This window comes from Cupriavidus sp. DB3 (assembly GCF_020418465.1).
In the GTDB taxonomy this organism is placed as follows: Bacteria; Pseudomonadota; Gammaproteobacteria; order Burkholderiales; family Burkholderiaceae; genus Cupriavidus; species Cupriavidus cauae.
In genome coordinates this window covers 1,314,520-1,331,893 of sequence record NZ_JAIZPL010000001.1, presented here as the reverse complement: position 1 = coordinate 1,331,893, position 17,374 = coordinate 1,314,520, and the positions used below count along the sequence as shown (strand labels likewise).

The window sequence follows — 17,374 nt, the reverse complement described above, 5'->3', positions numbered from 1 at the left end:
CTGATCTCCGCCGCCGCGTCATCGCCGTTGGCATTGCAGCAGCGGTCCCGCTCGTGGCCGCATTCGAGGGTCTGCGCCAGACGGCATACCTTGATCCCGTCGGCATCCCGACTGCGTGCTTCGGCGCGACCAAGGGCGTACGGCTCGGCCAGGTCTACACGCGCGAGCAGTGCGACAACCTGCTGGCGCGCGATCTGCTGGAGGCGAACGCCGGTGTGGACTCCTGCGTGCGAGTTCCGCTCACCGAGGGCCAGCGCACCGCACTGGTGTCTTTCGCCTACAACGTGGGGCGGGGCAATCTCTGCGGCTCGACGCTGGCGCGCAAGCTGAACGCCGGCGACTACGTGGGTGCGTGCAACGAACTGCCACGGTGGGTCTACGCCAAAGGCGTGAAGCTGCCGGGGCTGGTGAAGCGCCGGGAGCAGGAGAGGGCGCTATGCCTTGGGTGAGGATCGGGATCGGCGCCGGGGCGCTAGCGATCGCCTTTCTTGCCGGCTGGACGACCAATGGCTGGCGCAAGGACGCCGAGATCGCGGAGCTGACCGCGGCACGCGCGAAGGCGGACCTGACCACCGTGACGCAGGCGCTCGGCGAGCTGCGCGCAGCCAGCGCCGACATCCGGGCCCGGGCCGACGAGTATCGGGGCATCTCGACCCAGCTGGACGCCGCGGCCAGCGCCATCAAGAAGGAACTGAAGAATGCGAAGCCTCTGCCTGCTGATTGCCGCCCTGACGATTTCCGGGTGCGCAAGCTGTCCGACGCCGTCGACGCTGCCAAGCAAGCCGCCGCCGCTCGATAGCGCGCTGGCCGCGCCATGCATCGTGCCCGACGCTCCCACGGTCAAGGACTATGACGTGTGGCAGGACTGGATGGTGACCGTGCTCGGCGCCCTTGGCGACTGCGCCGCGCGACATCGCAAGACCGTGGAGGCCTGGCCAAGGTGAGCGCCGCCACCAATAGGTAGAAGCCACGGGCACTGTTATTTTGTACAGTATCCGTATGCCGTACGACCATGACTTCCAGTTCCCTGAGCAGCCGATTTACAAGATTGGGAAGAACCCGTGCTATCGGTGCTCGAAGCCGCGCATCTATACCGAGTACGCCTACCGAGTCTGGTACCTGAGATACGACTGCCCGATCGAGGAGCTGTGCCCCGGCGTGGTGGAATGCGAGCACTTCAGTCGGGAGCCGGGGGTGGATTAGCTCTGTTCAAAACGTCGCGTAAGTGTTTGATTCTATTAGGACGTATCGGATTGTTTTTGACGCTATTTCACGCCGCAGATTGTTACGGTAAGTCTTTGATCTACAACAAAAAAACGCACATCTACGACTTGTACCGAAATAGCAGTAGACATCGCGCCGCGCCGCCTTGCGCGCCTTGACCGGCGAAATGCGCCTGGCGTCGTCCGGCTCTCCGCCGGCACCCCATGCGCTCAGGCGATCGGCCCAGCGATCGAGCGCGGGATCCGAATAGGCGCCGCCGTACAAGGTCTCCGTGCCGTGCAGCCGCAGATAGACGAAATCCGCGGTCACGTCCTCGACGTAGGGCCAGTCGGCAACCGCATCGGAGACCACCAGCGCGACGCGATGCTTGCGCAGCAGCGCGGGAAATTCCGGCGTACAGAAGCTGGCATGGCGGATCTCGATGGCGTGGCGCAGGCGCCGTTTGCGCGTCGGCTCGAACCATGGCTGCTTGACGCGGCCATCGTGCTGGCTGGCCAATTTCCTTGCTTCGTCGGTGGCGCGCGGCAGCATCGCGAGGAAGCGTTCCAGCCGGTCCGGCTTGAAGCTGAAATTCGGCGGGAATTGCCACAGGAAGGGCCCCAGCTTTTCCTGCAGCGCCAGCACTCCCGAGGCAAAGAAATTTGCCATGGCCGGGCGCGCCTTTTCGTCGCGGAAGCGCAGCATGTGGGTCAGATAGCGCGGTCCTTTTACGGCGAAGACAAAGCCCGGTGGGGTCGCCTCGTACCAGGCGCGGTAGCTGCCGATGGTCTGCAGCGAATAGTGCGAGCCGTTGATCTCGATCGTGTCGACGGCGCGCGCGGCGAATTCGAGTTCGCGCGCCTGGGCCAGTCCCTTCGGATAGAAGACGCCACGCCAGCCCTCGTAGCGCCACCCCGAGATGCCGATTCGAATAGTCATCGGATTGCGCCGGCGAGCGCCCATTCGCCTTGCGTGGTGGCGAGGGCTTCGCTGGGCGACGAATGATCGATATGGACGATCATACGCGAGCGCCGGCAAATTACAGGTGCCGCGACATCCACCGCGCGCGTAGGAACCGGCCTACGCCAGTCTCCGTTGCCGACCGATCCCTGCTGCGCGGCATGGCCCCTACATTGCACTTAAGCCGCAGCGGATCGCGGCAATTGCCAGGAGCTCGGTTATGTCGTTTGCACTATTCCTGATTGGACTGCTGATCCTCGTCGGCGGCATTGCCTGGGGCCTGATCACGGCCGGCGTGCCGGAGACCTACGTCGCCATCGCCTGTGTGATCGTGCTGGGCCTTGGCATCATGGGCGCGGTGTCGCGCACCCGGACCAAGGACCCGTCATAACGGCATCAGGCGCGCGGCGAGTCGGGGCTGGGGCTGGAGGCCGATGAGGGCGAGCGAGTCGAAGCAGCCAAAGGGGGCGAAGGAGGCGAAGGAGGCGAAGAGGGCGCCTGCCCCATCGCTGGCGTCCCCGTCCGGACCGCCGCCCCGCGTTGGCTCAACCACATGCTGGCCAGCACCAGCACCATGCCGGCCAGTTGCGGCGCGCTGAGCCACTGATCCAGCAAGCCCCATCCCAGCAGCACTGCGCTCACCGGGCTCAGAAAGCCCAGCGACGCCACCGCCGGCGGCCCAAGCCGCGCGATGCCGCGAAACCACAGCACATAGGTCAGCGCGGTGCCGACCAGTCCCAGATAGAGGAATCCCAGCATATTGGCCTGTGTCAGCGGGCCGAGCGGGGGTTCGTAGCAGAGCGCGACAGGCAGCAGCAGGATGCCGCCCGCCACCAGTTGCCATGCGGTGAAGGTCAGCGCGGATACCGGCGGTTGCCAGCGCCGCGTCAGCACCGTGCCGAGCGCCATCGAGGCGGCGCCCAGCAGGCCGGCGGCCACGCCTGCGGTATCGAGCGCCGCCTTGGGCGTCAGCACCAGCAGCGCCACGCCCGCCATGCCCCCGATCGCGGCGACCACGGCCACCGGCCGGATCGCGTTGCCCAGCAGCAGCCGGGAGAACAGGATCACGATCAGCGGCTGCACGGCGCCCAGCGTCGCCGCGACGCCGCCCGGCAGGCGGTAGGCGGCGACAAACAGCATCGCCTGGAACACCGAGAAATTCAGCGCGCCGAGCACGAATACCCGCAGCCACCAGCCGCGCTGCGGCAATTGGCGGACCCACAGCAACAGCAGCAGCCCGGCCGGCAGCGCGCGCAACATCGCTACCGTCAGCGGATACCCGTCGGGCAGCAGGCCCGTCGTGACGACATAGGTGCTGCCCCAGATCGCCGGGGCCAGGCCGGTCAGCAGCAGGTCGGTGGCGCGGTTCATGATGCTTGCCTCAGGCGAAATCGAGCACTTCGGCCAGGGGGCGGCGCGGCTTTTGCGGCCAGTTGCCCGGCGCCGCATGGCCGACCGCCACCAGGATGGCCGGCAGCTCGTCGGGCCGCAGCGCGAATTCGCGTGCCACGCCCTGCGGGTCGAAGCCGGTCATCGGACCGGTTGCCAGGCCCATGCCCTGCGCGGCCAGCATCAGGGTGGCAGCGCCAAGCGAGGCGGTGCGGATCGCTTCGTCGCGCCGGCTCTGCGGCTGCTCCAGATATTGGCCGCGCGCCGCATCGACCCAGGTCTGCACCATGCCGGCCGGCATCAATCCGGCTTCGACCGACGGCTGAAGCCGCTGCGCCAGCGTGGCCGGATCGGCCAGCACGCCGCAGACGATAAAGACGACCGCCGCATCGGTGACTTTTGGCTGGTTCCAGGCGACCGCGCGCAGGCGTGCCTTGGCTTCGGCGGTCCGGACCGCGATGAAGCGCCAGTTCTGCAGGTTGTAGGCGGTGGGCGCGCGAGTGGCCAGCGCGGTCAGCGTCTCGATCTGCGCGTCGGACAGCGGACGCGCGGCATCGAAGAAGTTGGCGGAGATGCGCTGCTCGATGGCGTCGATGACGGGATGGCTCATGGTCGTTCCAGCTCCGAAATGGTGTCGTTGGATGTCGTTGGATGTCGTTGGATGTCGCCGAATGTCGTGGTGTCAGGATCGGCGCAATGGCCATTGGGACGGCCGTTTATTCACGGTCAAAGATTAATCGCCATCCTCGCGCGTTGAAATATGCGATATGCTCACCACAATCTTTACCAGTAGTGAATAGTCGGGTGAAATAACCGTGGACCATTTGACGGCGCTGCGCGTATTTCGGGAAGTCGTCGAGCGCAACAGCTTTGCCGCGGCGGCGCGGCGGCTTTGCCTGTCTCCGGCGGCGGTCAGCAAGAACATTGGCGAGCTGGAGGCGCATCTGTCCACGCGGCTGCTGAACCGCACCACGCGGCGGCTCAGCCTGACCGAGGCCGGCCAGCAGTACTACACGCAGATTGCGCAGATTCTCGACGACCTCGACGAGGCCGATCGCGCGCTGGGCCCGATGCAGAGCGAGCCCACCGGCACGCTGCGCGTCAGCGCGCCGATGTCGCTGACGCTGACGCAGCTGGCCGATGCGATCCCGCAGTTCCTGTGCCGCTATCCGCAGCTGTCGCTGGATCTGCGCCTGGACGATCGCCGCGTCGATCTCGTCAAGGAGGGCTTCGACGTTGCAATACGCGGCAGCGACAAGCTGGAGGATTCGAGCCTGGTTGCGCGCAAGCTGATGTCGATGACGCACGTGCTGTGCGGCGCGCCGGCGTATTTTTCGCGGCATGGCGTGCCCGATTCACCCGAAGCCTTGCGCCAGCACGAATGCGTGCAATTCAGCTTGTCCGGCCACGCTCGGCTATGGAGCTTTCGAAAGCATGGCGCGCAGGGCGATATCCAGGTCGACGTGCCGATCGACGGCCGCTACAAGGTCACCTCCAGCCTTGCCGTGCGCGAGGCGCTGCTGGCGGGCTTCGGCATCAGCCTGATTCCGCTGGTCTATGTGCGCAACGATATCGAGCAGGGGCGGCTCGTCACCGTATTGGACGAATGGTCCACCGTCGAGACGCATGTCTATGCCGTCTATCCATCGCGGCGGTATCTCAATTCGAAGGTGCGCGCCTTCGTCGATTTCCTGATCGAGACCCTGGCCTGAACGCTCGGGGCTGCCGCATCGCGCCTTCGAGCCTTAACCTGCGTTCAAGGCAGCCATGCCGCGTGGGGCGGGCAAGCCGTCCTAGACTGGCTTCGTCCTGTCCGACCCACACCATAAAAGGCTGCGCCCATGATCCGTCTTCCATCCTTGCGCCGGCTTTGCGCCTGCCTGGCGCTGGCCGTTGCCACGCCGCTGGCGATCGCGCAGTCCGCATCGTCATCATCGTCCTCATCGTCATCCAGCGCCGGTTACCCGGAACGCCCGATCCGCCTGCTGCTCGGGCAGGCCGCCGGCGGCGCGGTGGACACCATCGCCCGCATGCTGGCCGAGCGCCTCGGCGCCACGCTGCGGCAGCCGGTGGTGGTGGAGAACCGGCCGGGCGCCGGCGCGATGATTGCGGCGGAGGCCGTGGCACGCGCGCCGGCGGATGGCTACACGCTGGCCCTGCTGGACGAAGGCGCGCTGACCGTCAATCCGGTGCTGCAGAAGAAGATTGCCTACGACGTTCTCAAGGATTTCAGTTACCTCGGCACCGTTGCGCGCATCCCGCTGGTGATGGTGGCGCATCCCTCGCTGAACGTCGCGACGTCCGACGAATTGACGCGCTACAGCAAGGCCCATCCGTCGGCATTGAGCTACGCGTCGGCGGGCGTCGGCAGCCCGCCGCACCTGGCCTTCGAAGCCTACAAGCAACAGTCGGGCGCAATCGTTGCGCATCTGCCCTATCGCGGCGGTGCGCCGGCCCTGGCCGATGTGGTCGCCGGCCATGTGCACCTGACCTTCATCGACACCAATCTTGGCAGCCAGTATGCGAAGACGGGCCGCGTCAAGCCGATCGCCGTGTCGACGCGCCAGCGCAGCCCCTTGCTGCCGGCCGTGCCGACCTTCGAGGAGGCCGGCCTGAAGGGCTTCGAATTCGCGCCGTGGGTCGGGGTGGTGGGACCGGCGGGGCTGCCGGCGCCGGTGGCCGAGCGCATTGCGCAGGCGCTGCAGACCGTGCTGGCCGACCGCGACCTGCTGGCGCGCGTGCGAGGCAGCGGCTTCGAGCCCTTCGCCAGCGGCAGCACCGCGTTCGCGGCACTGATCCGGCAGGATCTGGAGGCCCGCCGCACGCTGATCCGCGAACGGAATATCCGGCTCGAGAACTGAACCGCCGCAGCACCCGCCCACCGCCGAACCCTTGTCGCTCGCTCCCATGACCAAGACCTTGTTGCTCGATGCCGTCCCCGGCGCCACCGTCGGCGCCGATCTCGATACCTTCGTCGATGCCTGCCTGATCCTTGCCGCCCAGGGCCATGCCGCGGGGCTGGCCGGGCAGGTCACGATGCGCGATCCCGACTCCGGCGGCATGGTTACGCTCGCCCTCGGCACGGGCATGGAAGAGGCCAGCGCCGCCAATGTGCTGCTGGTCGATGCGGAACTGAACACGCTGCAGGGCAAGGGCCGGGCCAATCCCGGCGTGCGCTTCCACAGCTGGATCTATCGCCACCATCCGGAGGTCAAGGCGATCGTGCATACCCATCCGCCGGCGTTGTCGGCGCTGTCGATGCTGGGCATGCCGATGCCGGTGGCGCATATGGATGCGGCGATGTTCCACGACGACTGCGGCTTCCTGGCCCACTGGCCAGGCGTGCCGACCGGCGACGACGAAGGCGAACTGATCTCGGGCGCGCTGGCGGGGCGGCGTACCGCCTTCCTGGTCAATCATGGCGCCGTCTGCACCGGTGCGACGCTGCAGGAGGCCGTCTACCTGAACGTGTTCGCCGAGCGCAATGCCCGCATGTGCCTGGACGCGCTGGCCGTCGGGCCGCTGCAGCAGGTCGATCCGGCGGCTGCGCGCGAGGCGCACGACTTCCTGCTGCAGCCGGCAATCGTCAACGCGACCTTTGCGTACTGGGTCCGCCAGGCGAAAACGACGCTGCGCCGTTGATACATGGGCCGCGCGCTATCGCGTCGCGATGCGGGCCGCGGCCGCCTCGATCGCGCGGATGGCCCGGCTGACCGCCTGGCTCGGGGTCGTGCCGCTGCGGTGGATCAGCACCACATGGCGATGCAGGTTGGCGCCTTCGATGGCGAGGCGATGCAGCCCGCGCGCCGTGATGGCGATGTCGGGCAGATCGCGCGGCAGGATCGTGGTGCCGACGCCCTGCATCGCCAGGTCGAGCGACATGCTGACCGAATTGCTCTCGACGGCGATCGACAACGGCGCCGGCAATTCCCGTTCGATCACGCGCCGCAGCGCGTACGGGCGCGGCGGCACGATCAGCGGCCGCTGCGCCAGCGCGGCGACGCTCAGCGTTCCCGGTGTCGGCGCGCCCGGCTCGCGGCTATAGGCGGCGATCTGCTCGATGCACAGCCGCCGCAGCGCCACCGCGTCGGTATCGACGGCGAGGTCGTAGACCAGGCCGATATCGGCGAGCCCGCGTTCGACCCGTTCCACCACATCGGGCGAGCTGGCGTTGAACACGCCGAGCGTGATGCCCGGGTGCGCGGCGCGCAGCGAGGCGACGACCTCCGGAATCAGATAGGCCGCCAGCGTATTGACGGTGGCGATCGTCACGCGCCCATGGCCGCCGGCCGAGGCCTGCCGCGCGACGTCCAGCGCGCTGTCGACCATGCCGAATCCCTGATCGATATCGCCGACCAGCCGTTCTCCCAGCGGTGTCGGCCGCATGCCGCGCCCGTGGCGGTCGAACAGTGGCGCCCCGAGGAACGTTTCCAATGCGGCGATCTGCTTGCTGACGGCGGCCTGCGTGATGCCGAGCGAAGTGGAGGCGGCGCGCAGCGATCCGGCGCGCGCGACGGCGAGAAAGGTGCGAAGCAGGCGGTCTTTGTCTTGCATCGAGGGAGGGCGCTGGACAGTATCGGACGAAGCACGTGCTCCGTGGCGTCTGCATTGGAATCGATTCAACCGGCACTGTCCATCGGGGCCCGTGCTATGGTTCCAATACCGTTTCCCCCAATTCGATGCCTGCCGGCCAGTTCCAGCTCCTCCCTTGCGCGTTGCCCGGTGTGCTCGCCGTCCAGGCCAGCTCGCGGCACCGTTTCGCCCGCCATACGCACGAACAGTTCGGCATCGGCGTGGTCGAGCGGGGCGCGCAGCGCTCGGCCAGCGGCCGTGGTGAGGTGCAGGCGGTCGCCGGCGACATCATCACGGTCAATCCCGGGGAGGTGCACGACGGCATGCCGCTCGACGACGCCGGGCGGTCGTGGCGCATCCTGTATTTCGATCCCGAGGTGGTCGCGCCAGTCTGTCACGATGTGAGCGAAGGGGCCGCGCGGCTCGGGGAATTCCTGCTGCCGGTGCTGAGCGATCGCGCCTCGGCCACGGTCTTCACGCAATTGTTCGACGCGATGACCGGGGGCAATGCCCCGGATACGGCCTTGCGTCGCGACAGCTTGCTGTTGATGCTGGTCGCGCGCACGATGGATTGCCGGCAAGGCATGCGGGACGGCGACGGCACCCCGGCGGCGATTGCCCATGCGCTGGCGCGCATCGACGACGATCCCTCGGTGCCGGTGACGCTGGACGAGCTCGCCCATGCCAGCGGCCTGAGCCGCTTCCAGGTGCTGCGCGCCTTTACCCGGGCCACCGGACTGACGCCGCATGCCTATCTGGTGCAGCGGCGGATCGACCTCGCGCGTCGCCTGATCGCGCGCGGCGAGCCGCTGGCCGATGCGGCAATCGGCAGCGGTTTTGCCGATCAGAGCCATATGACGCGCATTTTCGTGAAGAAATACGGCCTGTCTCCCAGCGCCTATGCCGCCGTCGCCACCGGCCGGTCCCTGCGCTGACGACGACCGTCCAGACGCCCGCTTTCCGCGCCGCTGCAATTTCGTTCAAGACGCCCGCCATGCCGCGGCCTAGCCTTAGGCATCCAACGATGCGGAGGCGGCCATGTCCGGCAAAACCGAAGGTTATTTCTATCTGGCGCTGGCCATGATCCTGGTCGGCAGTACCGTCATTGCCAGCAAGGTCATCGCGGCGGGGCTGCCGCCGTTCACTGCGACGGCGCTGCGCTTTGCCATCGCCTTGCCCGGCTTCCTGTTGCTGATGAAGCTGACCGGCACGCGCATGCCGGCCATCGGCCGTGGCGACGGGTTGCTGCTCGTACTGCAGGCGGTCGCCGGCAGCGTCGGCTATACCACCTTGCTGATCTCCGGCCTGCGGATGACCTCGGCCGCGGACGCCGGCGTGATCATCGGCACGCTGCCCGTGGTGTCGGCGCTGGTCTCGATCGTCGTGCTGAAGGAGCGCCCGGGCGTGGCCTTGCTGCTGGCCATTGGGCTGGCGACGGCGGGCGTGCTTGCCGTGGCGGTACCGGGAGAGGGCGCCGACGGCGGCCGGGGGACGTGGCTTGGCAACGCCCTGGTGATGGGCGCGGTGGTCTGCGAGAGCCTGTTCATCCTGCTGAACAAGCGGCTGCGCCAACCGCTGCAGCCGCTGGCGCTGTCGACCGTGATGACGGCGATCGGCCTGGCCGCGTCCATCGTTCCCGCGCTGTTCGAGGCGCCATGGCGGCATGGACTGCCGAGCGGGGCGCTGGCGGCGGTGCTGTATTACGCGCTGGTGCCGACCGTGGCGGGCTTCGTGCTGTGGTATGCGGGCTCCGCGCGCACGACCGGCACCGAGGCATCGCTGTTCACCGCGCTGGCGCCGATATCGGCGGTGGCGATGGCCTTTCTGCTGCTGGGCGAGCCGGTCGGCGCGAGCCAGCTCGTCGGCATCGGCTGTGTGGTGGTGGCCGTGCTGAGCCTGGTGCTGGTCGGCAAGCGTAATCCGGCCGGTCCGCGCAAGGCTGCATGCCGCAAGCATGCATCCCGCAAGCACGCATGCGGGCTAGCGGAGCGATCGTGAGCGCGCGGCGCCGCCCGCGGGCATAAACGCGCGCGGCGTCGTGCCGAGATAGCGGCGGAACACCGCGATAAAGCTGCTGACGCTGGCATAACCGAGATCGAGCGCGATCGCCGTGACGCTGTCGCCGGCGGCGAGCCGCGCCATCGCCGCAAGCAATCGCATCTGCTGCCGCCACTGGCCGATGGTCCAACCGGTCTCGGCCTGGAAGCGCCGTGTCAGCGTGCGGCGGCTCATGCCGATGCGTGCGGCCCAGCCATCGAGATCGGTGTTGTCGTCCGGCGCGGCCAGCATCCGCGTCGCCATCCGCACCAGCCGCGGCTCGCGCGGCATCGGCAGGAACAGCGTCTGCGCAGGCTCGCGCGCGAACGCGTCGGCAAACACGGCGAGGTAGTGATCGAGGGCGGTGCCGGTGGGCGCTTCGTTGCTCGTCAGCGCGCCGAGCAGCGCGTCCAGCAGCGGCGACAGCCTGGCCACCTTGACCGTGTCCGGCATCGCGGCGCGGCTCCACGTACCGTCGAAATACAGGCTGGTGCCGACCATGCCGCCCTGCACGCTCGCGCCATGCACGATGCCGGGCGGAATCCATGCGATGCAGCCCGTCGGCATCACCCATCGGCCGCCGTCGGCCTCGATGGCCACCACGCCCGTCCGGATCGTGAAGAGCTGTCCGTCGTCATGACGATGCGGACGGCGCTCGCGGATGCCGGCGTGCGAGAGCCGGCGGATGTGCTTCAGGGACACGGTGATCGAATGGTTGGCCCGATTGCATTATCGGTTGACATTCTAGCGTTGGCGGGCAAGGCGGGCGCCCCCTAGACTGCCTGCATTGCCCGATACCGGCCACTCACGGAGCCATTCGATGACATCTGCCACGCCATCCCGACCGTTCGCCGAGACCCACGGAGACCGCGCATGAAGCCGGAAGCCATGCTCCCCGACCATGTCGATGCCGTACAGGCCGACGGCATCACCGTACGCAAGGGCAGTGTCGGCGCGTTCCTCGCCAGCTGGCGCGTGCTGTCCGATCCCGCGCAGTCCGCCGAGAGCCGGGTGGCGGCGAGAGAGGACCTGATCGCGCTGATTCCGGCCCTGACCGCGCTGGGTCTGTTCGATGTGCTCGAGCCGCGCGATCCGCAACTGCGCGCGCTGATTGCACAAGGCCGCGGCGGCGCCTGAGCGCGCGCCGCGGCCTTGTGCCGGCGTGGTCCGGATCAGACCAGGGTCAGGCGCACGTCGATGTTGCCGCGCGTCGCGTTCGAATACGGGCAGACGACGTGGGCCTTGTCGACCAGCGCCTGCGCGGTCTCGCGCGCCACGCCCGGAATCGAGATCTGCAGCTCGACCTCGATGCCGAAGCCCGTCGGGATCTGGCCGATGCCGACGTTGCCGGTGATCGTGGTCTCGGCGGGCAGGGCGACTTTCTCGCGGCCGGCGACGAACTTCAGGGCGCCAAGGAAACAGGCCGAGTAGCCGGCGGCGAACAGCTGCTCGGGGTTGGTGCCGGGACCGCCGGCGCCGCCCAGTTCGCGCGGCGTGCTCAGCTTGACCTCGAGCGCGCCATCGGACGAGACGGCGCGGCCGTCACGGCCACCGGTGGCTTGGGCTTGGGCACGGTACAGGACTTTTTCGATCGACATGGTTGGCTCCTTCGGGTTGATGGCCGGGTTCTGCTTCAGGGTTGGACTTCAGGGTTGGACTTCAGGGTTTTGCTTCAAGGTTTTGCTTCAAGGTTTTGCTTCGGGTTTTTGCTTTAACATAGTGCGCTATTACATAGCGTGCTATATAAATTCGTCAAGTCAGGGCGCGCCGCCATCCCGTGCGGCTCAGTCGACCGCGTTCCGGGCGATCTTCGCCGTCACGCTATCGAGCTTGCGCTTCAGGCTGGTCAGTTCCTCGACGCTGCACGCCGACGCGCACAACACCGACTCCGGGACCTTGCCGGCCTGTGTCTTCAGCGCGCGGCCGGCCTTGGTCAGGCTGACGATGACCTGACGCTCGTCCGCCGCCGCGCGGGCCCGCGAGACCAGCTCCTGCGTCTCGAGGCGCTTGAGCAACGGCGTCAGCGTGGCCGAATCCAGATTCAGCCGGGCACCGATCTCCGACACCGTCAGGCCGTCCTGTTCCCACAGCACCATCATCGCCAGGTATTGCGGGTAGGTCAGGCCCAGCGGGCGCAGCAGCTTGCGGTACAGCTTGTTCAGCGCGAGCGAGGCCGAATAGACCGAGAAACAGAACTGCCGGTCCAGCAGCAGCGCGGTGGCAGGGTCGATTCGGGAGTTCGATGCGGCGTTCATGGAGCGGAATATAGATCGTGCGCGATTGAATAGCAAGAAATTTATTTGCGGGAATGCCGATGGAGGGCGAGGATGGAGGGCCGGGCATCTTTCGCGGATACCCGGCCCGCCATCGTCAAGCCGCCACTTCCATCAACGCATCGACCACCACCACGCCATCCGGGCTCGCCATCACCGGGTTGAGGTCGACCGACCGGATCGCGCCGCCCGCGGCGTGCACCATCCTGCCGACCGACACCGCGGTGCGGCACAGCGCCGCCATGTCAACGGCCGCTTCGCCACGCACGCCGGCCAGCAGCGGCGCGATGCGAAGCGTGCGCAGCGCGCGGGCGACATCCTCTTCCTCGCAGGTCGCCAGCAGCACTGCGGTGTCGCGCAGCGCCTCGACATACTTGCCGCCGTCGCCGACTACCAGCACCGCGCCGAACACCGGGTCCCAGTGCGCGCCGATCATGCATTCGCGCTGCCCGCGCACCATCGCCGCGACGATGACGCCCTCGGCCTCGACACCCATGCCGGCCAGCGTGGCCATCTGCCGCTCGAATGCCGCGACGATCGAATCGGCGTCGTTGCAGCCGAGCGCCACCAGACCGTGTTCGCTCTTGTGCGGCACCGCGGCCGCGCAGGCCTTGACCGCGACGGGGCCATCCAGCGCACGCCAGGCCGACACCGCCTCATCGGCGCTGCGGCACAGGCGATGCGCGACGACCGGAACGCCGGCCTCGGCCAGGCGTGCGAGGCTGGCCGCTTCGCTCAGCGTCGCCGAGGGCGACGAGACATCGGGCGCCACCGCCGCGGGCGGTGCCGGTGGACGCGCGAACAGCTCCGCCAGCCGCAACCGGTGCGCGCGCCATTGGCTCAGCGCCGGCAGCGCCTCGCCGGCGTTGGCGTAGACCGGTACGCCGCGCTGCCGGAACGGAGCGGCCACGCCCTGCTGCCAGGCCGCCACCACGATGGGCTTGCCGCTGGTGTCGGCGAAGGCGGCCGCATCGGTGGCAAAGCGTTCGATGTCGTAGCCCATGCCCGCCACCGGAATATCGAGCAGCACCATGTCCGCCGCCGCGTCGCCCGCGATCACCGGCAGCACATCGCCGAACAGCGCGCTGTTGGTCAGCAGGGCGGCGGTCACGTCGACCGGATTGGCGGTGGCGGCAAAGCCAGGCAGGCGTTCGGCCAGCGCGGACTGGGTCTGTGCCGCCAGGGGCGCCATCGACAGTCCGCATGACTCGGCGGCGTCGGCCGCCATCACGCAGCTCGCGCCGGAATTGCTGACGACGACGAGCCCGCGCCCCTGCGGCTGCCAGTCGCGCAGATACAGCGGTGCGCAGCGCGCCAGCGCATGGGCGTCGTCGACGCGCCAGATGCCGTGATGCGCGAGGAAGGCATCGACGGCGCGATCCTCGTTGGCGAGCGCGCCGGTGTGCGAGGCCGCCGCGCGCTGGCCCGCGCTGGTGCGGCCGGCCTTGACCGCGACGATCGGCACGCCGCGTGCGCGCGCCACCGCGGCTGCCTGCGCCAGCGTAGCCGGATCGTTGAGCGTCTCCAGATACAGCAGCATCAGCTGCACGTCGTGATCGTGCGCGACGGCCAGCGCCAGGTCGCTGACCGTGACGTCCGCCTGGTTGCCGGTCGCATGCATGTGCCGCACGCCGATGCCCTGGTGGCGCAGCAGGCCGTAGACCATCGCGCCCATGCCGCCGCTCTGGCTGATCACCGCGACCGGCCCATCCTGCGGCGGCACTTCGATGAACATCGTCGAGAAGCTGGCGATCGCGCCGCTGCCGAAATTGGCCAGGCCCTGGCTGTTCGGGCCGACCATGCGCAGATTTCCTGCGCGCGCGATATCGACCATCTTCTGCTGCTGGCGCCGGCCTTCCTCGCCCGCTTCGCCGAAGCCCGAGGCGATCACGATGGCCGCCGCCACGCCGAGCCGCGCGCAATCGCTGACTGCCTGCACGGCGGCCTCGCCGGCGACCACGACGATGGCCAGCTCCGGCACTTCCGGCAGCGCGTCGAGCGAGGCGTAGCTGCGCAGGCCCTGGATCGTGTCGCGCTGCGGGTTGATCGGATAAAGCGTGCCGCGGTAGCCGTGCTGCTGCATGTAGTGGATCGGCCGGCCGCCGATCTTGTGGATATGGTCCGAGGCGCCGATCACCGCGATCGAGCGCGGCGTCAGCAGGGCCTGCAGGCCGCGGGGGAGAGAAGCCGACATGTCGTAGTCCTGTAGTCGTTCGGTTCAATGAAGTCGTTCAATGCCTGGGCTCAATGCACTGGTTCAATGCACTTGTTCAATGCATCGGTTCCATGCAAGCCAGGCTCAGTCGATGGTGGCGCCGGAGGTCTTGACCACGCCGGCCCATTTGTCGATCTCGGCGCCGAGGAAGCGGCCGGTCGCGTCGGGCGACGTCCATTCCGCGCCGAAGCCCTGCGTGGCGAAGCGCGAGCGGACTTCGGCATCGTCGAGCACGGCGCGCAGCGACTGGCTCAACTTGTCGATCACCGGAGCGGGCGTGCCGGCTGGCGCCAGCAGCGCATTCCACGCGGTCGCCTCGTAGCCGGCCAGACCCGCCTCCGCAACGGTCGGCACATCCGGCGCGGCTGGGGAACGCTTGGCGCTGGTCACGGCCAGGGCCTTGAGCTTGCCGTCGCGCACGAACGGCATCGCCGACAGCATGGTGTCAAACATCACCGTGGCCTGGCCGCCGATCACATCGGTCAGGGCCGGCGCGCTGCCCTTGTACGGCACGTGCGTCATGCGCACGCCCGCCATCGCGTTGAACAGTTCGGCGGACAGATGGGTCGACTGGCCATTGCCCGAACTGGCGAAGCTCACCTGATCCGGCTTTGCCTTGGCCAGCGCGATCAGCTCGGCGACATTGCGCGCCGGCGTCGATGGCGCGGTCACTAGCACCAGCGGTCCGCGCGTCAGCAGGCTCACCGGCGCGAAATCGCGACGCGTGTCGTACCCCGGCTTGCGGAACAGCGTCATGTTGATGGCATGCGCGGTGGTGGCGACCAGCAGGGTATAGCCGTCGGGCGCGGCCTTGGCGGCGGCCTCTGCGCCGATATTGCCGCCCGCACCCGGCCGATTCTCGACCACCACCGGTTGTCCGAGCCGCTCGCCGAGCTTCTGCCCGACCACGCGCGCGACGATATCGGTGGGGCCGCCGGGCGGGTAGGGCACGATCATGCGGATCGGCTTTGCCGGCCAGGTTTCCGCTTGGCCGGGCCGCGGCAATACCGCGCACAGCGTGCCGAGCGCCAGCACCGGCAGCACGGCGCGCAACGCGTGCCGCCTGGTTGAAGAAAACGGACGGGCGAGCGCGGCCCGCCGATGCTGCTGATTCGGCTGCATAGGTGTCTCCATCTGGTTGTTGTCGTGCCTGGCTGGCTGTTTCGTCCGCCCTTCCGGCTCACTACTCCCGCTGGAATCGCAACAGCGTCTGCGCCCCATGCCGGAAAAACCCGGCGCGCACACGGTCGCCGATCGCCACGCCGGGCTCGGCATGGCCCATCACGCGCGGCCCTTCGTCGAGAGTGGCCAGCACCAGCGTGTACGGGACCAGCGTGCGGAAGCTGTCGTCCGGCGCGCGCGCAACCGCGGTCACGGCGTAGACGGTGGCCACACCGGCGGCATCGCGCCAGGCGAGCCGGACGCTGCCGCAGCGCTGGCAGGCATGGCGCTCCAGCGATTGCGCCGCGCCACAGTCGCCGCACGACTGGTAGCGAACGCGGCCCGCTTCCAGGCCTTCGGCATAGGGATGAAGCCCTTCGGGCAGGGCGGATTCGGCTGAGATCGCCATCACAGGGCCTCCAGCACCAGGCTGACATGGGACGACAGCACGCCGCCATCGGCATGGAACAGCGCGCGGCGACGCGGACCGATCTGGCGGTCGCCGGCACGTCCGGCAAGCTGCCGCGTCGCCTCGGCCAGATGCATCAGGCCGCCCGCGACGCCGGAATGGCCGAACGCGAGCAGGCCGCCATGGGTATTGAGCGGCAGCGCGCCATCGACATCGAAGTCGCCGGCCAGCAGTCGCGCAGGCGCGCCGCCTCGCGGCGCCACGCCGATCTCCTCGAGCAGCATCAGCAGCGTGATGGTGAACGAGTCATAGATCGCCAGATAGTCGAGGCCATCGACCCCGATGCCGGCCTCGCCAAGCGCGCGCGTGGCCGCTTCGCCGGCGCCGGTCGTCATCACGCTGTCGATCGCGCACAGATGCTGATGGCGATGCGCCTGGCCCGCGCCGGCGATGCGCACAGGCCGGCCCGGCCCCGGCTCCGCCGAGACCACCAGCGCCACCGCGCCATCGGAGATCGGGCAGCAGTCCGACAGCAGCAGCGGCGTCGCTACCGGCTTGGCGGCGCACGCGGCGGCCGCGGTCAGCGGCTCGCGCAGATGTGCGTCGGGGTGGGCGCCGGCATGCTTGCGCATCAGCACCGCGAAATCCGCCAGCGCGTCGCGTGGCAGGCCGGTCTCCATCAGATAGCGCGAGGCCAGCAGCGCGTAGTACGCCGGCACCGAGGCGCCGTTGGGCACTTCGATCTGCGGCTCGCCGACCTGGGCCAGCGTCTGCACCGACTGGTCGCGGCTCTGGCCGCTGAGGCGGTTCTCGCCCGCCACCACGAGCACATGGCGGCAGCGGCCGGCACGCACCAGTTCGCGCGCCAGCATCGCCATCGCCCCGCCGGTGGCACCGCCGGCGGCCATGCCGTGCGCATAGGCGGGTTGGAGCGACGCGTATTCGCAGAAGCGGTCGGCCAGCATCAGATGCGGCAGCGTGGTCGCGTAGCCGCACAGCACGCCATCGATCTCGGCGCGCGACAGCTCCGCCTCGGCCAGCGCGGCATCGGCGGCGCGTGCCATCAGCGTCAGCGGCGTGCTGCCCGGCAGCCTGCCGAAGCGCGTATTGCCGGCGCCGCGCAACCAGGCGCCGCGTTGAAGGGAGTCGCTCATG

Annotated in this window: 21 protein-coding genes; 10 read left to right on the top strand and 11 right to left on the bottom strand. The window is 68.5% G+C overall.

Going from position 1 to position 17,374, the window contains the following annotated elements:
- The 3 genes from K7G19_RS05740 to K7G19_RS24895 form a co-directional block, all read left to right on the top strand.
- Positions 1-449 (top strand): lysozyme (locus K7G19_RS05740; protein WP_226106246.1); only part of this gene is annotated, 449 nt, incomplete at its 5' end.
- The gene (locus K7G19_RS05735; RefSeq protein ID WP_226106245.1) at positions 437-799 is read left to right on the top strand and encodes a hypothetical protein; all 363 of its coding nucleotides are present in this window, start codon (positions 437-439) and stop codon (positions 797-799) included. The genes K7G19_RS05740 and K7G19_RS05735, both read left to right, overlap by 13 nt.
- A gap of 22 nt (positions 800-821) precedes the next feature.
- Positions 822-944 carry a hypothetical protein gene (locus K7G19_RS24895; protein WP_255650646.1) on the top strand — a complete coding sequence of 41 codons (123 nt, stop codon included), beginning with the start codon at positions 822-824 and terminating at the stop codon, positions 942-944.
- A 265-nt stretch (positions 945-1,209) separates the two neighbouring features.
- On the opposite strand, the gene K7G19_RS05730 is transcribed toward K7G19_RS24895, so the two are convergent.
- The gene (locus K7G19_RS05730; protein WP_226106356.1) at positions 1,210-2,142 is read right to left on the bottom strand and encodes a DUF72 domain-containing protein; all 933 of its coding nucleotides are present in this window, start codon (positions 2,140-2,142) and stop codon (positions 1,210-1,212) included.
- A 241-nt stretch (positions 2,143-2,383) separates the two neighbouring features.
- Here K7G19_RS05730 and K7G19_RS05725 point away from each other — a divergent pair, with 241 nt between their 5' ends.
- Positions 2,384-2,554, top strand: coding sequence for a hypothetical protein (locus K7G19_RS05725; RefSeq protein ID WP_006576660.1), 171 nt, complete (start codon positions 2,384-2,386; stop codon positions 2,552-2,554).
- Between the two features lie 5 nt (positions 2,555-2,559).
- On the opposite strand, the gene K7G19_RS05720 is transcribed toward K7G19_RS05725, so the two are convergent.
- Both K7G19_RS05720 and K7G19_RS05715 read right to left on the bottom strand, forming a co-directional pair.
- The gene (locus K7G19_RS05720; RefSeq protein WP_226106244.1) at positions 2,560-3,534 is read right to left on the bottom strand and encodes an EamA family transporter; all 975 of its coding nucleotides are present in this window, start codon (positions 3,532-3,534) and stop codon (positions 2,560-2,562) included.
- A gap of 10 nt (positions 3,535-3,544) precedes the next feature.
- Entirely contained in the window at positions 3,545-4,162 is a 618-nt protein-coding gene (locus K7G19_RS05715) for a nitroreductase family protein (RefSeq protein WP_226106243.1), read from the bottom strand.
- 205 nt (positions 4,163-4,367) lie between these two features.
- Here K7G19_RS05715 and K7G19_RS05710 point away from each other — a divergent pair, with 205 nt between their 5' ends.
- The 3 genes from K7G19_RS05710 to K7G19_RS05700 all read left to right on the top strand — a co-directional run bounded on the left by K7G19_RS05710 (position 4,368) and on the right by K7G19_RS05700 (position 7,194).
- Positions 4,368-5,264, top strand: coding sequence for a LysR family transcriptional regulator (locus tag K7G19_RS05710; protein ID WP_149316347.1), 897 nt, complete (start codon positions 4,368-4,370; stop codon positions 5,262-5,264).
- A gap of 129 nt (positions 5,265-5,393) precedes the next feature.
- Positions 5,394-6,413, top strand: coding sequence for a tripartite tricarboxylate transporter substrate binding protein (locus tag K7G19_RS05705; protein WP_226106242.1), 1,020 nt, complete (start codon positions 5,394-5,396; stop codon positions 6,411-6,413).
- A 46-nt stretch (positions 6,414-6,459) separates the two neighbouring features.
- Positions 6,460-7,194: an aldolase gene (locus K7G19_RS05700; RefSeq protein WP_226106241.1), complete on the top strand. Its 735-nt coding sequence runs from the start codon at positions 6,460-6,462 to the stop codon at positions 7,192-7,194.
- A gap of 15 nt (positions 7,195-7,209) precedes the next feature.
- On the opposite strand, the gene K7G19_RS05695 is transcribed toward K7G19_RS05700, so the two are convergent.
- Positions 7,210-8,106, bottom strand: coding sequence for a LysR family transcriptional regulator (locus K7G19_RS05695; protein ID WP_226106240.1), 897 nt, complete (start codon positions 8,104-8,106; stop codon positions 7,210-7,212).
- A 125-nt stretch (positions 8,107-8,231) separates the two neighbouring features.
- Between K7G19_RS05695 and K7G19_RS05690 the strand changes: the two genes are divergently transcribed.
- Positions 8,232-9,059, top strand: a complete 828-nt coding sequence (locus K7G19_RS05690) for an AraC family transcriptional regulator (RefSeq protein ID WP_226106238.1) — start codon at positions 8,232-8,234, stop codon at positions 9,057-9,059.
- A gap of 103 nt (positions 9,060-9,162) precedes the next feature.
- Complete coding sequence (locus K7G19_RS05685) at positions 9,163-10,122, top strand: DMT family transporter (RefSeq protein WP_226106236.1); 960 nt, start codon at positions 9,163-9,165, stop codon at positions 10,120-10,122.
- On the opposite strand, the gene K7G19_RS05680 is transcribed toward K7G19_RS05685, so the two are convergent.
- Positions 10,105-10,863, bottom strand: coding sequence for a helix-turn-helix domain-containing protein (locus tag K7G19_RS05680; protein ID WP_226106235.1), 759 nt, complete (start codon positions 10,861-10,863; stop codon positions 10,105-10,107). The two genes, K7G19_RS05685 and K7G19_RS05680, sit on opposite strands and share 18 nt — an antisense overlap.
- A gap of 171 nt (positions 10,864-11,034) precedes the next feature.
- Between K7G19_RS05680 and K7G19_RS05675 the strand changes: the two genes are divergently transcribed.
- Complete coding sequence (locus K7G19_RS05675) at positions 11,035-11,298, top strand: hypothetical protein (protein ID WP_226106234.1); 264 nt, start codon at positions 11,035-11,037, stop codon at positions 11,296-11,298.
- 35 nt (positions 11,299-11,333) lie between these two features.
- On the opposite strand, the gene K7G19_RS05670 is transcribed toward K7G19_RS05675, so the two are convergent.
- From K7G19_RS05670 to K7G19_RS05645, 6 genes are all read right to left on the bottom strand, one after another.
- Positions 11,334-11,759: an organic hydroperoxide resistance protein gene (locus tag K7G19_RS05670; protein ID WP_149316340.1), complete on the bottom strand. Its 426-nt coding sequence runs from the start codon at positions 11,757-11,759 to the stop codon at positions 11,334-11,336.
- Positions 11,760-11,945: 186 nt separating this feature from the next.
- Positions 11,946-12,416, bottom strand: a complete 471-nt coding sequence (locus K7G19_RS05665) for a MarR family winged helix-turn-helix transcriptional regulator (protein ID WP_149316339.1) — start codon at positions 12,414-12,416, stop codon at positions 11,946-11,948.
- Positions 12,417-12,531: 115 nt separating this feature from the next.
- Positions 12,532-14,628 carry an acetate--CoA ligase family protein gene (locus K7G19_RS05660; RefSeq protein WP_149316338.1) on the bottom strand — a complete coding sequence of 699 codons (2,097 nt, stop codon included), beginning with the start codon at positions 14,626-14,628 and terminating at the stop codon, positions 12,532-12,534.
- A 105-nt stretch (positions 14,629-14,733) separates the two neighbouring features.
- Entirely contained in the window at positions 14,734-15,771 is a 1,038-nt protein-coding gene (locus K7G19_RS05655) for a tripartite tricarboxylate transporter substrate binding protein (protein WP_370639487.1), read from the bottom strand.
- A 61-nt stretch (positions 15,772-15,832) separates the two neighbouring features.
- Entirely contained in the window at positions 15,833-16,219 is a 387-nt protein-coding gene (locus K7G19_RS05650; protein ID WP_226106233.1) for a Zn-ribbon domain-containing OB-fold protein, read from the bottom strand.
- Positions 16,219-17,373 carry a thiolase family protein gene (locus K7G19_RS05645; RefSeq protein WP_149316336.1) on the bottom strand — a complete coding sequence of 385 codons (1,155 nt, stop codon included), beginning with the start codon at positions 17,371-17,373 and terminating at the stop codon, positions 16,219-16,221. Before K7G19_RS05645 ends, K7G19_RS05650 begins: the two co-directional genes overlap by 1 nt.
- Position 17,374 lies beyond the last annotated feature (1 nt).

What these genes read in the sequence shown, in the direction of transcription:
- K7G19_RS05735 (WP_226106245.1), top strand. Translation starts at nt 437, where the DNA reads ATGCCTTGGGTGAGGATCGGGATCGGCGCCGGGGCGCTAGCGATCGCC.
- K7G19_RS05670 (WP_149316340.1), bottom strand. Translation starts at nt 11,759, where the DNA reads ATGTCGATCGAAAAAGTCCTGTACCGTGCCCAAGCCCAAGCCACCGGT.
- K7G19_RS05690 (WP_226106238.1), top strand. Translation starts at nt 8,232, where the DNA reads ATGCCTGCCGGCCAGTTCCAGCTCCTCCCTTGCGCGTTGCCCGGTGTG.
- K7G19_RS05660 (WP_149316338.1), bottom strand. Translation starts at nt 14,628, where the DNA reads ATGTCGGCTTCTCTCCCCCGCGGCCTGCAGGCCCTGCTGACGCCGCGC.
- K7G19_RS05720 (WP_226106244.1), bottom strand. Translation starts at nt 3,534, where the DNA reads ATGAACCGCGCCACCGACCTGCTGCTGACCGGCCTGGCCCCGGCGATC.
- K7G19_RS05665 (WP_149316339.1), bottom strand. Translation starts at nt 12,416, where the DNA reads ATGAACGCCGCATCGAACTCCCGAATCGACCCTGCCACCGCGCTGCTG.
- K7G19_RS05700 (WP_226106241.1), top strand. Translation starts at nt 6,460, where the DNA reads ATGACCAAGACCTTGTTGCTCGATGCCGTCCCCGGCGCCACCGTCGGC.
- K7G19_RS05685 (WP_226106236.1), top strand. Translation starts at nt 9,163, where the DNA reads ATGTCCGGCAAAACCGAAGGTTATTTCTATCTGGCGCTGGCCATGATC.
- K7G19_RS05725 (WP_006576660.1), top strand. Translation starts at nt 2,384, where the DNA reads ATGTCGTTTGCACTATTCCTGATTGGACTGCTGATCCTCGTCGGCGGC.
- K7G19_RS05695 (WP_226106240.1), bottom strand. Translation starts at nt 8,106, where the DNA reads ATGCAAGACAAAGACCGCCTGCTTCGCACCTTTCTCGCCGTCGCGCGC.
- K7G19_RS05730 (WP_226106356.1), bottom strand. Translation starts at nt 2,142, where the DNA reads ATGACTATTCGAATCGGCATCTCGGGGTGGCGCTACGAGGGCTGGCGT.
- K7G19_RS05675 (WP_226106234.1), top strand. Translation starts at nt 11,035, where the DNA reads ATGAAGCCGGAAGCCATGCTCCCCGACCATGTCGATGCCGTACAGGCC.
- K7G19_RS05645 (WP_149316336.1), bottom strand. Translation starts at nt 17,373, where the DNA reads ATGAGCGACTCCCTTCAACGCGGCGCCTGGTTGCGCGGCGCCGGCAAT.
- K7G19_RS05650 (WP_226106233.1), bottom strand. Translation starts at nt 16,219, where the DNA reads ATGGCGATCTCAGCCGAATCCGCCCTGCCCGAAGGGCTTCATCCCTAT.
- K7G19_RS05655 (WP_370639487.1), bottom strand. Translation starts at nt 15,771, where the DNA reads ATGCAGCCGAATCAGCAGCATCGGCGGGCCGCGCTCGCCCGTCCGTTT.
- K7G19_RS05715 (WP_226106243.1), bottom strand. Translation starts at nt 4,162, where the DNA reads ATGAGCCATCCCGTCATCGACGCCATCGAGCAGCGCATCTCCGCCAAC.
- K7G19_RS05705 (WP_226106242.1), top strand. Translation starts at nt 5,394, where the DNA reads ATGATCCGTCTTCCATCCTTGCGCCGGCTTTGCGCCTGCCTGGCGCTG.